This window comes from Phaeobacter sp. B1627, assembly GCF_006265095.1.
Lineage (GTDB): Bacteria > Pseudomonadota > Alphaproteobacteria > Rhodobacterales > Rhodobacteraceae > Epibacterium.
Genome location: NZ_VCNK01000040.1, coordinates 1 through 14,545 on the forward strand (window position 1 = coordinate 1; position 14,545 = coordinate 14,545).

Annotated in this window: 10 protein-coding genes; 7 read left to right on the forward strand and 3 right to left on the reverse strand. The window is 56.7% G+C overall.

Annotated elements, in window-relative coordinates; all coding sequences use genetic code 11:
* Positions 1–830 precede the first annotated feature (830 nt).
* Positions 831–4,679 carry a hypothetical protein gene (locus FGE21_RS17755; RefSeq protein WP_139664757.1) on the forward strand — a complete coding sequence of 1,283 codons (3,849 nt, stop codon included), beginning with the start codon at positions 831–833 and terminating at the stop codon, positions 4,677–4,679.
* 352 nt (positions 4,680–5,031) lie between these two features.
* On the opposite strand, the gene FGE21_RS17760 is transcribed toward FGE21_RS17755, so the two are convergent.
* From FGE21_RS17760 to FGE21_RS17775, 3 genes are all read right to left on the reverse strand, one after another.
* The gene (locus FGE21_RS17760) at positions 5,032–5,718 is read right to left on the reverse strand and encodes a hypothetical protein (RefSeq protein WP_139664758.1); all 687 of its coding nucleotides are present in this window, start codon (positions 5,716–5,718) and stop codon (positions 5,032–5,034) included.
* 586 nt (positions 5,719–6,304) lie between these two features.
* Entirely contained in the window at positions 6,305–7,012 is a 708-nt protein-coding gene (locus FGE21_RS17765) for an SOS response-associated peptidase (protein WP_255731652.1), read from the reverse strand.
* A 991-nt stretch (positions 7,013–8,003) separates the two neighbouring features.
* Entirely contained in the window at positions 8,004–8,663 is a 660-nt protein-coding gene (locus tag FGE21_RS17775; RefSeq protein ID WP_176695479.1) for a LexA family transcriptional regulator, read from the reverse strand.
* Between the two features lie 400 nt (positions 8,664–9,063).
* Here FGE21_RS17775 and FGE21_RS17785 point away from each other — a divergent pair, with 400 nt between their 5' ends.
* From FGE21_RS17785 to FGE21_RS17810, 6 genes are all read left to right on the forward strand, one after another.
* Positions 9,064–9,318 carry a hypothetical protein gene (locus tag FGE21_RS17785; protein ID WP_139664761.1) on the forward strand — a complete coding sequence of 85 codons (255 nt, stop codon included), beginning with the start codon at positions 9,064–9,066 and terminating at the stop codon, positions 9,316–9,318.
* 530 nt (positions 9,319–9,848) lie between these two features.
* The gene (locus FGE21_RS17790; protein WP_139664762.1) at positions 9,849–10,703 is read left to right on the forward strand and encodes a ParB/RepB/Spo0J family partition protein; all 855 of its coding nucleotides are present in this window, start codon (positions 9,849–9,851) and stop codon (positions 10,701–10,703) included.
* Positions 10,703–12,811 (forward strand): transposase domain-containing protein, encoded by a 2,109-nt coding sequence (locus FGE21_RS17795; protein ID WP_139664763.1) that lies wholly within the window; start codon positions 10,703–10,705, stop codon positions 12,809–12,811. The genes FGE21_RS17790 and FGE21_RS17795 overlap by 1 nt, the downstream gene beginning before the upstream one ends.
* Before the next feature lie 11 nt (positions 12,812–12,822).
* Complete coding sequence (locus FGE21_RS17800; protein WP_139664764.1) at positions 12,823–13,602, forward strand: AAA family ATPase; 780 nt, start codon at positions 12,823–12,825, stop codon at positions 13,600–13,602.
* Positions 13,599–14,141 carry a hypothetical protein gene (locus tag FGE21_RS17805; protein WP_139664765.1) on the forward strand — a complete coding sequence of 181 codons (543 nt, stop codon included), beginning with the start codon at positions 13,599–13,601 and terminating at the stop codon, positions 14,139–14,141. Before FGE21_RS17800 ends, FGE21_RS17805 begins: the two co-directional genes overlap by 4 nt.
* Positions 14,138–14,512: a hypothetical protein gene (locus tag FGE21_RS17810; protein WP_139664766.1), complete on the forward strand. Its 375-nt coding sequence runs from the start codon at positions 14,138–14,140 to the stop codon at positions 14,510–14,512. Before FGE21_RS17805 ends, FGE21_RS17810 begins: the two co-directional genes overlap by 4 nt.
* Positions 14,513–14,545 lie beyond the last annotated feature (33 nt).

Here is a 14,545-nt window from a genome sequence, read left to right on the forward strand (position 1 = left end):
GTAAGAAAGTCTGTCACGCTACAACACACGCTGTAGGGTGACAGACTTATTTACAGTGATCTCGGAAGAGGACCGAAGAAGACGGAAGATCTCGGAAGGCCAAAAAAATATGGCTATGAGGCGCAAAGCGGACGTATAAGGGCCATTATGTGTTGTTTTGCAGTAGGCCGCGATTTGCCCCTAACTGGGCCGCAGGCGACCCCATATCGACCTAGTTGGCTGGGCTAGCCGCAAATAGGCTGAAGACCGTTTAAACAAGGCTTCAAAGGCCCGCTCAAGCAGAAATTACGGAGTAGATTTGGCCTGAAAACGGGGCTCGGAACTGGGACCATCGCCGCCCAGTTCAGTCGTGTGGTCCCAGTTTGAAGTTATTGTATTTAATAACAGTGAGTTAACTTCTATCGGTGGCGTCGAGTATGCGTACCGAACTGGGACCCGATTTCAGGAAAGACGTATGGGTTGACTCCGTGTGCCGCCTTGCTCAAAGCGAGGCGCTGCTGCCAAGCATTCCTGGGCCAATCCGGTCGTTTATGCAAAGCGCAGCAGGTGACCGGTTCCAGCCCTATTCTGCACGTCATCGCGATCCCTGCCCACCTTGACGTCATCGACACAGAGGGCGGAGATTCGACCTTCGCTGCACTCACAAACACTGCAGTCTGCCCGCTAAAGAGCTGACGTTCGAAGCCGCTGCGGTTTTCGTTCGGCTGAAAGCTAGGTGCCAGCGACCGGTAGATGAACCTTTTGTCCCAGTGGTGTGCTCGTCGCCTGTATGGCTAGATGTTGTTGCCACTTCATGATAGGGTGCCAACCCGTTGTATTGGAGTGGTAAGATGGCGATTTTTGATATCGGAAAGGATGACTTGCTGCGGCTGTCCGACACTCTGTTGGAAGAGTTGATTGCAAGGCTGGCTGAAGCAGAGGTTTCCGCACATGGGTATAGCCCTTCGAGTGTCAGTTGGTCGGGCTCGATCAAAGCGCCTGATGAGGGCATCGACATACATGTGCAGGTGAACGCCCCCGAACTGGACACTGGCTTCATTTGCCGTCCAGATACGATCTTGCAGTCCAAGAAGGACTCGATGCCGAAGTCCGCGATTACAGCGGAGATGACGAAAGACGGCGAACTTAATCCAACTATATCAAACCAGGCGAAGATCGGCGGGAACTACATCATCGTGAGCCTGGACGATGATTGTTCGCCACCGATGAAGAAAGACCGCCTTGGCGCAATGCGGTCGGCGGTCGCGAATGACCCGAACAAAGACAGAATTCACCTCGACTTCTTCGACCGTTCGAAGCTCGCACAATGGTTGCGACAGCACCCGTCGGTATTGCTGTGGGTGAAGGGCAAGCTCGGGCAAGGCTATTCGGGGTGGCAGCCCTATGGCCCCTGGAGCAACCCGCCAAAGGGAACGCCTGACACCCTCATCTCTGCCCCAGGGATAACCGTCCATTTGCCGACGGAGCGAGGACAGGAGCTTTCAATCGAGGATGCCATTGAACCTATGCGGCGTCTCATCCGCACCTCGAACAAAGCGATCCGCATTACGGGGCTGTCAGGTGTTGGTAAGACAAGAATTGTTCAAGCCCTCTTTGACGAAACGGTCGGAGACGATCCTCTCGACAGAACTATCGCCATTTACGTGGACACGGGACAAGACCCTGATCCCTCCGCATCTGCAATGCTCGAACGCCTAATCGCCGAGGGGCGTCGCTCGGTGATGATCCTCGACAACTGCCCGTCTGAACTGCATTCGGCATTGGCAAGAAAAGTGTCGGCTGCAAGTGGTGATGTCAGCCTGATTACAGTTGAATATGACATTAGAGATGACAAACCTCAGACCACAGAGGTCATCCACATCGAAGCCAACGGACCAGAGGTGGCCGAGGAGTTGCTTTTGCGGCGTTTCCCTGCAATCGGCCAAGGCAATGCACGAAGGGTCGCCGAGTTTGCCGATGGCAACGCAAGGGTCGCGTTGGCCATTGCAGAGCGAGTTGAACAGGGTGAGAGCCTGGCCGAATTATCCGATGCCGAGTTATTCGACCGACTTTTCCAGCAGCGTAAGGGTCAAGATGGCGATCTTCGCGAACAGGCTGAGACTCTGTCACTCGCGTATTCATTCTCAGTTGCTGATCCAGAGGTTGGGCAAAACGAACTAGAAGTCTTGGGCTCCATTTCTGGCCATACCAAGGCGCAATTATTTCGAGCCGTGAAGAAGCTGGCAGAACGCCATGTCGTTCAAAAGAGGGCGCATTGGAGGGCCCTCTTGCCCCATGCTGTTGCGAACAGATTGGCAAGTTCGGCGCTCGACAGCATCCCTACCGAAGCTCTGAGATTGACTTTCGAAGCGGCTGGAAACAGTCGGCTTCTTATGTCTTTCGCTCACCGGCTTGGCCTGATGCATGATCATCCGGTGGCCATTGAGGTCGTTAAGGCATGGCTGAAACCTGATGGCCTATTGGGGCAAACCTCGGATCTCGATGAGAATGGATCGAGAATACTGAACTATATTGGCCCCGTCGCACCGGATGCGTTGCTTGACCGGATTGAAGCCGAACTCACCTCTCCAGACTTTCAGGGAATGGAGCCGAAGCATAATCCTCGTAGAACCACGATCCTCAACCTGCTTCAGTCGTTGGCATACGAACCGCATGCATTTGACCGCTGCATGTCACTACTGATCCGCGTCGCGGACCATGAAGATGCAAACAACAACTATGATGCTGTCAGAGATAAGATTTCGGGGTTCTTCCAACCCTATCTGTCTGGCACACATGCTTCAATGGAACAGCGCCTCGCCATCGTAGAAGACTGTTTATGCTCCGAGGATATCGGACGGCGATCGTTAGGAATAAAGTTGCTTTCGACGGCCTTGGACGGACCGCCATGGACGGGCTTTGGCCTCAACGAATTTGGGGCACGGCCCAGGGACTATGGCTACCGACCGACCTATGACCAACTCGTCGAGTGGCGCACTGCTTTCATGAATTTGGCGGTCAGGCTAGCAAACTCAGACGACAAAGACATCAAAAGTCGTGCACGGCAGGTTCTAGCGAATGAGTTTCGCGGCCTTTGGCACCAGGAAGCGATGCGGGACAAATTGGTCGAAGCAGCACGGTTGATAAATGATCACGATCCATGGGGCGAAGGCTGGAAGGCCGTCCGCTCGATCATCTACTTCGATCACACAAGACAAAAAGACGAACCTGAACCGCTTCCCCAGTACCTCGCCGATCTGGATCGCGACCTGGAGCCTCGCGAACTGATTGCAAAGATCAAAACATATGTTCTTGGCAAAGGGCATGATAATTGGGCACTCGACGAGGAGTTCGACGACGGCAGCGATGGCAAGTATCGGGATGCTAAAGAGCGATTGGCATCAAACGCAACAGATTTAGGTGAGAGCTTTGCAGCGTCAGATCATCAACTCGATGAGTTGGGTTCAGAAATGTTTTCTACCGACTGGATGCCCTATCGCAGGGCGTTCGGGATCGGCCTTGCTAAGGGGGCCGACAATTATCGTGAAGGTTGGCAAGGCTTGCTGGAACACTTCGCTCGGTCATCTGGTTCGAACTACGACTTTGCGGTGATTGGTGGCTTCATCGAGGAGGTTGCCGCCAATGACAATGCGCTTTCGAGAGAAATCTTGGATGAATGTGTGGGACACTCGGAACTTCGAAAAGGCCTTGTGTGCCTGCATCCATGGGATGGCTTCACAGAGAGTGATCTGGACCGGTGCATGACCCTGCTCGACAATGAAGAAACTCTGACTTGGATGTTCGGACCTATCCTTTGGCGGGATAATTATGCACACCTGCCACCCGAACGCTTATTGGAGCTTGCCCAAAAGTTACTCGCCAAGTCGGACGGTGAAGACACGCTGCTCGAAGCGCTCAGTATGAAGCTGCACGGCGAGGAATCTGCGGATGATACGTTGGGATCTGAACTTAGAAAGCTTGGCTTGAAAGCGGCGACCAAATCACTGCTGGCGGATCACAGCGACCCTGGCGGCAGCAAAGACTATCACATGGAAAACGTCATCAGGGCCGGACTTACCTTCGATGGCAATGACGCTGAAAAGTCTGAGTGGGTGGACGCGATCTTTTCTGTAGTGGACGAGCGCTACGGCTACATTCATTCGTTCGAAGAGGCGATTAAGACGACAGCGGGGCTAATGCCGATGGCATTTCTCAACCGTGTTTTTCAGGGGACGGAAGATCAGCAGTATCGACGCACCTTTTTCATTCGGCGTGGCGGCATACGTCGCTGCCCTCTCTCCAAGATAGATGTGACCGACCTGATAGAGTGGTGTCAGCAACGGAACGAGCCTGATGTCTGGGGTTTGGTCGCGTCAGGTATCAGGCTTTGGGAGAAAGGCGATGGGCCCAGGGACGGCTCTTTCATTACGTCATCCGCTGTTGAGTTCCTTGAAGCCGCCCCAGAGCCAGAACCTGTTCTTCACGCTTACTCAGATCGTGTCACTCCATCTTCGTGGTCTGGGAGCCGTGCAGACGTCATGCAGCCGAGGGCCGATGCCATTTCTGAACTGGCACAGCATGAGCGGGAAGAGATAGCTCAGGCCGCTAAATCGGTATCAGATCGACTGGCCATGGAAATCGAACGAGAACGCGTGCGTGACAGACAAAGAGATGAAGAACGCGAACAGCGATTCGAGTGATATCTCGCACGAAGCTGGGCGGATTTTCTGTGGAATGTGGGCGTGAGGGGTTACAAAGCGTTGTGTTGCACCAAATGGCGGCAATGTGGGCTGTCCGCGTCATCTGGGCAGGGTGCTGATCATGCCTGCAGCACTTGTCGCTGTCCACGACTTTGCAAAGGGAGCTCTCTGCGCGTTCCTGCCGCTGGCACCAGGTGCGGCGCAGGTCCAGAGGCAGCCCGAAGCGGTCGGTTGTCAATGCGATGACTGTAAGCGCGGCGTAAGACACCAAGGGCGGCTTGGCGACGTGCCATAGATTGTAAATAAGGTTTTATACTCTCTCACGGACATCGAATATCTCAAGCACGATACATTAGGGAATAGGGTTGCAAATAACCCAACTGAAAGCTCCCACTTGAACTAACCCTTTCGTCCCCAGAAAATCGGAGGCGGTTTTATAATAAGATTCACAAACACTCTCAATTTTAGGGTCATCAAGACGTAGAAACGAATGAGAGTTTTGCACATCGACCAACTGCAACGACCAGTCGTGTTCTTGCATAAGACTGGAAAACGTATTTTGCTCCGTTGACGTGAATTTTCTGTACACGGCTGGACTTATGAAAGCGAATTTTCCGAAATCTTCTTCGGCTGCATAGAACGCCGTTGATGCGTCCGCTCGCTGCATGGCATTAGCCAAGTCTACAGGCAGTTCAAAACCCCAATTGTAGGACAGAAAGTCTACGCGTTTCGAACGCAATATCGCTACACCTTCCTCATACCGAGCCAGTTTTGCCTCAGCTGAGAGCATTTGCGCTGTCACTGTTTCCACCGATTTTTTGATCTCTTCTACAGTGGTCTTTGCAATGGATACATCGCTTGCAATTGCACTTAACTTATCATCAACATTAGAAAATTCCGACGATAGATACAGTGCAAATCCGCCAAGGCCGACACCAACCGCACCAATAGAAGCCACGAAAACGCCCCACGGAGAGGCTTTGGAGCTCAATTCGGCTTGAATCGAACTAAGTTGTCCCTTGATCTCTAGATCGGTCACATCTGCCTCCGTGTTTGGCTGAGGCGGAACATCGTCATCTCCACTTGCCATAAGGCCTCCAATGCACAACTATTGCAGAGAGATAACGACTATGATCACGGAAATAAAGGCTGCCGTAACAACTAGTGTTGTGAAAAATATCATGCTGAAGGACGGCAACCGCCGTACTTGCCGTTGAACGGCGGTCAGCTCAGCTAATAATTGGTCTCGCGTCATCCACAACTCCAATCTTTGGAGCTATTTTACACATGAACAGTAAACGAACTCTTGCGCACGCTCAACTTACGAACTGTTAGCACTTTGCGCTTCAAGATCACCTTTAGGTGGATTGTCGGGTGAACAGCACTAAGTGGGGAAATCTAGTTGTGTCCAGAATTTCAAAAACGCCCCCTGAACAGCATGCTCTGGGCCGGTAGCTCCCGCTACCAGAGGGCATCGTTGCGACATTGGAAATGCCGCGATCTGCGCGATTCTGCCATATATTCTGCGCGCAGCGACGGCCGCCTGTCCGCTAATCTTCGTCACGGCAGTGAGAGCATTTCTGGTCGCGACCGTGGGTCTGGCCCAGTGGCCCATAGCAAGGCAGCTAGAACGGCTCAATCAACTCTGGTCCGTCGTCCCGCACGCCAAAGCTGTGCACCTGATGATGTTGAAGGCGTGCGTCGCTTCCGAGATCCTGCACCTGGTCACTTCCGGCGAGCCAGAGTTCGCGCTCGTCGAGGTTTAGGATCACTGGCATGCGATGATGGATATCTGCGACGTCTGCGTTGGCGGCGCGCGTCATGATCGTACATGTGAGCAATTCTTCCCAACGTGAAGCAAGGCCTGCAAACCAGAGAGTGTTCTCGTTGGAGTTCGACAGCACCGCGTGCGGGGTCTTTTGCCCTTTCTCCCCCGTCCATTCATAATACCCTCCAGCGGGGATTAGGCAGCGGCCGTGCCGCCATACGCCACGAAAGGTCGGCTTGTGTTGTGCCTCTTCGATCCGGGCGTTGAACGTTGTCGCGCGCCAGTCTTTGAGGTCGCCTTTGTGCCAGGAGGGCACGAGCCACCAGCGCGCAGTCATTGCCACCAGCGGCGACTTGCCCAGGATTAATATGTCCTGCGTTGGGGCGACGTTGTATCGGCGAGGGCCGCGCGGAGGGATGATAACGGGCTGACTCGGAAACGGATCAATCTTGGTTTCTGAGAGCTCTTGGTCAGTGCCAATGAGTTCCGGTTCTATAAAGCGGCCGCACATGCTGTCCTCTGCCTGACGGGATACCAATGGCAGGGTGACCGAAATTGCGTCCAAGGTCTATAACCGCGAATAGGTCTCCGGATTGCCAGGCCGAAGCAAGCGTCAAACAGAAATCTAATGTCACGCGAAGGCTCAAGGTGTAAAATGCACTTGAAGCGTTTCTGCGGAGGGTGAAGATTTGAAGGCGCACCTTGCCGGGTGACAAGCCTTTGCTCTGCACAATCTGAACGGAGGAGGTTCTATGGCGCGACAAATGCGATCCCCCAGGGAGCGGGCAGCAAGGGCATTGTGTGATCTGCACGGGCATCCCCCTGACATCAAGATGGACGGGCAGCCAATGTGGGTGTCCTACCTTCCAGAAGTGGATGCCGTTCTGAAATCGGTTCTGCCCGAGAGGGATTTCGCAACACTGTCGCAGCGTGGCGACGAGACCCCTAAGGAAAAAAGTTGATTTAATATGCGTGCATGTGGTCAGTTGCATCGCCGCTACGACGCATCAAAGGTGGCGTGGCTGAATGTCCTATTTTAGTTGCGTTTATAAAGTCTTCTTCCCAATCTCTCGGCTCGATTAAGAATCAATTGGGAGATTTACGTGGGGAAGAAACTAATCTTGTCGCTGGCGGCCGTAGTAGGGCTGGCGGCTTGCGCTCAATCGAATATTCAGCCGATGTCCAAAGACACATTTAAGATATCTACTGTTGCTGCACCTGTATGTGGTCCGAGCGGTGCGCGCAATGTTGCATTGAAAATCGCTGCCATCGAGGTAATCCGCCGGGGCGGGGATAAATTCGTCCTGACTGGGGGCGCGTCTCAGACTGACCTCTGGAGGGGTACCCACAACCAGTCCATGGTTGTCAAAGTGATACCTGAGGGTAGCTCCGAGGCTCGCAACGCTCTGTCTGCCCGAAACCAACTGGGCGACAACTGGGAAGAGTTTATCGCTAAAGGCACTCCTACTACATGTGAGTGATATTCAGTAATAGTTTAGAAGTTGGCCCGAGTAATTAAGTTACTCGGGTCATTTCTTTTGAAATTGCACCCAATTCTACCATTCGTGCATGGATGCCACGACACGCCCGACGACACGGACGCCGTCAGCCTCCGGCGTCTTGATTTCAATCGGCGCATACTGAGCGTTGCGGCTGACCAAGCGGACCGTATCGCCCGGGATATACTGAACGCGCTTCACGAACAGGTTGCCGGAGTATTGAACTGCATAGATCTTGCCGTCCGCCAGATCTGTGTTGGCAAGGTCGATCAGCACGAGATCACCGTCATTCAGGTCCGGCTCCATGCTGTCTCCACGAACGGAAATCACCGACAATGTGTTCGGCTTCAAGCCCCGTTTGTCGAGCCATTTCCGATTGAATGCGTAGGCTTGGGTCCCGGCCTCAGATGGGACCTCAGACCCATTACCTGCGGATGCTTCCACTTCAAAGCGCGGTACTTTGATGAACTGGCCGGCAGTACAATTTACGTCGTCAGACTGTTGCGCGGCCGGTGAATCAGTAAGAAGTGCGTTGATGTCTACGGTAAATTGTACTGCAAGACCCCGTAGGAAGTCATGATCCACCCTCTGCTTGCCGCTCTCAATGTTCTGAATTTTGGACTTTGATACACCTAGAATGCCTGCAAACGCCTCCTGTGACATGCCGGACTTGGACCTTATATCTTTGATTTTACTTGTTAAATCGTGGTTTGGCATTGGGGTCTCCAAAATATCGTAAATAATACTTGATGTAGGTAGTAATATTTACGATATTGGTGTTGTAAGGACACGCCGCAAGGCGGCATCGCGAGGTAACAATGCCAAAGTTTATTAAACCGTTCCAGCCCGGAGCGATCCTGCATGAAGTCATTGTTGGCGCGTTTCGCTCGGCTGGGACCAGTTTTGAGGCTTGGTGCAAGGAAAACAGCGTTCATCCAAGCACCGCCCGCACTGCGACTTACGGGCAGTCGGGCGGCTCTCAGGGAAGGGCGCTTCTTCAGCGGATCATCAATGCAGCAGGAGAGGACCTCGTTTCTGCGGGCTATGCCAAGAGGATGATCGCAGAGGCCACGCGCCTTTCTGAGCCAAGCGAAACGAACGCGGAGACCGCGCCCAAATGAACCAGTTTCGCGGAACCCCAACACCACAATCCATCACTCACGGGCAGACCGGGGTATTCGCGACACGCGAGGCCGAGGCCTCGCAGGGTCCAGGCCGTATCACACCGGCGCTCACTTTGCGCGCGGCCTGGACCCGCTTTCGCCGCGCGGAGCGGCAATTTTCTAGCAGCATTTGGGGCGATGTCCTGGGCGTCATCAGCCTCGCCATCATGTTCGGCGGTTTGCTCTACGCGCCGCTGCTTTGGGAGTGAGAGGAGAATAACATGAGCTTTAGTCTGGCCAGTCTAGTGCGTCTTGTAGCGCAACCCATACGTAGGGGATGCGGCAAGTCGAAAGGCATTTGTAAGTGCGGATGTCCCACCGCCGAGGAACAAGTACGTGCCTTGGAGGAGCATCGTTTGCACAAGGGAACTTGGCATGACGCGCCATGGCCCAGACCGTGTGGGCCATCATGCCAAGCGTTGCGCGGTCGCGCATTGGTGTTCGATCAATCCAGTCAGGCATACCGACTTGTTCCAAGCCGCCGGGCAAGGCGCGCCGAATGATCTTGGGCAACTCGTCTGGAGCTGGCTTGGGGGCAGGCCATTCGGTTGTGCCTACGTTGCGCCACAGTTCCTCAAGCTCGCCTGCGAATTCGCTGACCGCCATAAGTTTCAGGGGCGTTTTCCGAACCAGTCTTCGTCTTCGAGCCACATATTTTCCAAATCCAAGCCCTCCGAATGCGCGTTTGAATGCGATTGCTGCGTGTTTGAAGCGACGAAATAATAGAGGTTTAATCGCAATGGCTGCAACGATCATCCAGTCGATCACCGAACTGCCGGTTGGCGACATTGAAATGAACAACCGGTTGCGCCCTGTCTCCCGTGCGGGTGTCGAAGCAATCAAGGCGTCGATCACTGAGCTAGGGGTGATGAAGGACGCGATCCATGTCCGCAAGATCAAGCGCAGTGGCAAGATTGAGCTTCTGGCCGGGGCGCATCGCCTGACGGCTGCGCGCGATCTCGGCTGGGAAAGCATCACGGTGGTGTGCTGGGAGTGCAATGACGACTTTGCCCGGCTGATGGAGATCGACGATAACCTCGCTGGGTCTGGGCTGACTGCGCTCGACACCGCCGTGTTTCTCGCGGAGCGCAAGAAGGTCTACGAGAAGCTGCACCCGGAGACGCGGGGTGGCGTGGCCGGGGGGCGGGCTCGTCAAGGGTTAGCAAACGACACGATGTCGTTTGCTGCGGCCACGGCCGAGAAGTTTGGAACCTCGGTGCGTCAAATCGAGCGGATCGTACGCGCTGGGAAATCTCTCACGGGCGGTGACGCGCACCGGCTTCGCTCCTCTGAGCGCCCGATCACGTTGGCCGATTTGACCGAACTGTCAAAAGTCGGTGATGTGTCAGAACGCTACCGCGTCGTGAACTTGCTGGCAGAGGGCAAGGTCAAGTCTGCCAAAGACGCGCGCCGTACCTGGGCCAGCGAGAACAATCGCGGTGTCACGCCGCCGATGAACAACACCGAAAAGACGTGGCAGCGGCTGCAAGACGCGTGGCGGCGCGCGCCCAAGGCGGGACGGGTGATCTTTCTCGAAGAGCATGGCGACGAGGTGCAGGCGCTCCTTGACGAAATTCGGGGAGGGCGTGGCTGATGGACGCGCCGAGCCAGGAATGGTGGAGCGCGGCGGAGATCGCCGAGGCGCGCCTTCCTGATCTGCCGACCACCAAACGCAAGATAAACCAGCGCGCCAAGAGCGAAGGCTGGGACCGCCAGACGGGCAAGGTGCGCCGTCGCAAGGGGAGGGGCGGCGGGCTGGAATATCACTATTCCCTGTTCCCGGTGCGCGCGTGTCTTGCCCTGATCAAGCCGCCGCATGAGGTCGAGACCAAACGCAGCCGCGAGGAGGCCTGGGCCGACTTCGACCGTCTCAATGACAACGCGAAACACAAAGCAGAGGCGCGGCTGAAAGTCGTCTGTCTGGTGGCCGAGTGCGCGGGCGCAGGTATGTTCCGCTCGGCCGCAGTCTCCGCAGTTGCGATGCGCTCTGAGGTTTCGGAAAAGTCCGTCTGGAACTGGCTGCAGATGATCGAGGGTGTGGCCGAGGCGGATTGGTTGGCGTTTGTCGCGCCGAAACCAACCGGCGGTCGCGGCAAGGCCGAGCCGATTGATCCGGCCTTCTTTAGCCTGATCCGCGACGACTGGCTACGGCTGGAAGGGCCATCGCTGACGTCCTGTTACGACCGGGCCAAGCGGGTGGCCAGGAAAGAAGGCCTCCCGGTTGCGCCCATCCATCAGGTGCGCCGCAAGATGAAGGAGGCCGTGTCCAAACCGACCGAGGTCTTCTTGCGCCATGGGGCCGAGGCCTTGCGGCGCTACTACCCGCACCAGGACCGCGACAAGAGCGCATTGAGCGCCATGGAGTGCATCTGCGGCGACTATCACAAGTTCGACGTCTTTGTGCGCTGGCCCGGCGAGAGCCTGCCCGTGCGTGTCCAGGGCGTGTTCTTTTCCGACGTCTATTCGGGCAAGATCCTGTCCTGGCGTTTGTCCCTGACCGCCAACAGCCATACGGTGCAGCTCGCGCTTGGCGATCTGGTGGAGCGCTACGGCATCCCGAAATCTGCGCTCCTGGACAATGGTCGCGAATTCGCGGCCAAGGTCATCACCGGGGGCACGGAAACCCGCTTTCGCTTCAAGATGCGGGAGGACGATATTCCGGGCCTGCTCCCGATGCTGGGCGTCAAGATCCATTGGGCCACGCCCTACTCGGGGCAATCCAAGCCCATTGAACGCGCATTCCGTGACCTCTGTGATCGTGTCGCCAAGCATCCTGCATTCGAGGGCGCGTACACTGGCAACAAGCCCGACGCGAAACCGGAAAACTATGGCAATCGCGCGGTGCCGCTTGAGGAGTTCATCGCTGTCCTCACCGAAGAGGTTGAAGACCACAACGCCCGCGAGGGACGCCGTAGTGAAATCGCCTACGGTCGGTCCTTCAATCAGGTGTTTGAAGCCTCCTATAAAGCCACGCCCATTCGCAAGGCGACCAAGGAGCAGCGTCGCCTTTGGCTCATGGGGGCCGAAGGTCTCAAGGCCAGCGCGAAGAATGGCGAGCTGAAACTGCTTGGCTCCCGCTATTGGGCCGCATGGATGTATCGGATTGCCGGCCAAAAGGTGGTGGGGCGTTTCGATCCTGACAATGTCCGTGCGGGTCTGCACGTCTATGACCTGGATGGGCAGTATATTGGCCACGCGGCCTGCGTCGAGAAGGGCGATTTCCTCGGTGTGGCAGACGCCCGCGAAATGGCCCGCAAGCGCGGCCAGTTCATCCGAGCGGCCAAGGAAGAAGCGCGTGCAAGCCGAGAGTTCTCCGCTGCCGAGATCGCCGCGCGCCTTCGGGCCGCTGGTGAAGATGCCAAAGCGGACGATCTGCCCGAGGCGGAAATCGTGCAACTGGTTCCGCCCCACGCCAAGTCTCCCAAGACACCCAAAGCACCGGTGCTGGGTCGTCGTGACAATGACGCGGCCACCGAGGCGCGGCTGGAAGCTGAAATCGCCAGGCTGGCAGACCGCCGCACGTCGGCCCCGCTGGAAGAGGACCCCGAAGTCAATTTCGAGCGGTGCCAGGAACTGGAACGCCTCGACGCAGACGGTCACCCGCTGACCGAAGAACAACGCAATTTCCTGCGGGATTATCAACGATCTGCCGCCTATCGGAGCTTCTTGCGCATGCGCAGGGCCTTCGGCGGCGAGGAATAGGAGAGCAGAGCATGACACCAAATATTGCCCCTTTGCGCAACGTCGCAGCACTCACCGCATTGGTTGACCGGGTCCATGATAGATCGATGGGGCTTCCGGGTATGGCGGTTTTCTACGGCCCCTCGGGCTGGGGCAAAACCACGGCGACCACCTTTGTGACCAACGAATACGGCGCGTATTGCGTGCAGGTTCTGAGCTGCTGGACGCCGAGCTACTTCCTGCAGTCGATCATGAAGGAAATCGGGCTGAAGCCGGTGCGCGGTGTGCCCGCCATGGTGGACGCAATCGCCGCCAATCTGGCGCGGGTGGACCGGCCGTTGATCATCGACGACGCCCAGTACCTGACCAAGAACAAGAAGCTGATCGAACTGGCGCGGGATCTCTACGAAGCCAGCCAGACCACCCTGATCCTGGTGGGCGAGGAAGAGCTGCCGCAGCACCTAACCAGGTGGGAGAACATCCACAACCGCCAGCTTGCCCATGAACCGGCGCTGGCGTGCAACCTGTCCGACGCAACCAAGCTGGCGCAGATCTACAGCCCCTCGGTTGAGATATCAGAGGACCTCCTGAGCGCGATTGTCGAAGCCTCGGGCGGGTCGATCCGCCGGGTGGTGACCAATATCGACCGGGCCAAGGAAGCGGCGCTGTCCAGGGGCACCAATCGCGCCGACCTCGCATTGTGGGGCAGCCGCAATTTCGAGACCGGCCAGCCCCCGGCGGTGCGCCGTGTCGCGGCAACGCCCGCCCAATCATCCCGCCCGGCTCTCAAAGCGATTGGGGGCCAGAAATGACTGTTTTTCGCTCTGACATGGAGGCGGGGGTCTGGAAGCGTGCCCAGAGCTTGCAGAGCCTCCACTGGACGAACCTTTTGGAGTTGGGCGTGGCCCGCAGCACCGCCAAGAGCTTTGTCCGGCGCTGGGCGCAGGCGGGATTGCTGACGCGCATCGACACGGGCGACCACCGCAAGATTTACGCCTTCGCTGATCGGGGGCCGCAGCCGGAATTTGTGCCCGCATATGATGAAAGCGCCGAGGGCAACATGTGGCGCAGCATGCGCGGTCTGCGGCAGTTTTCGGCGACGGATATTGCCGCGCATTCCAACGCGGGCGGCATTCAAGTCCCGGTGCAGAAGGCGCGCGCCTATTGCCGGTTGCTGCTGCAATCCGGGCACCTTCGCGTCCAGTCTTCGGCGGTGCCGGGCAAGCGCGAGCCGCGCTATCGGCTGGTGAACTACACCGGCCCGGTCGCGCCCAAGCCGCGCCAGATCAAAGGCGTGTTCGACGCGAATACCGCCGATTTCACCTCACTCGACAAGGAGATCCTGCTGTGACCGCAAATACAGTTGCCATGACAAAAGCCCGCAGCGGCTGGGGCGAGGACTTGCCTGATTGGGTCCGCGCCCTGGCCGTGGAGTGCGATCTGACGTCGCAAGCGCGGGCCGCATATCGGCTGGGATACTCGGCAGGCGCGATCAACTCGGTGCTGAGCAACAAATACAAGGCCAGCATGAGGTCCATCGAGCTGACCGTGCGCGGTGTCCTGATGGCCGAGACTGTGACCTGTCCGGTGCTGGGCAAGATCGGCACGGACAAATGCCGGATGTGGCGCGAACGCTCCAAGGAGTTCAGCGCCGCCAACAGCACCCACGTTCGCATGTTCAAGACATGCCCGTCCTGCCCGATGGCCGGAGACGGGGAATGACCTCCGCGACGATCCAAACAGGAATCCTGAACA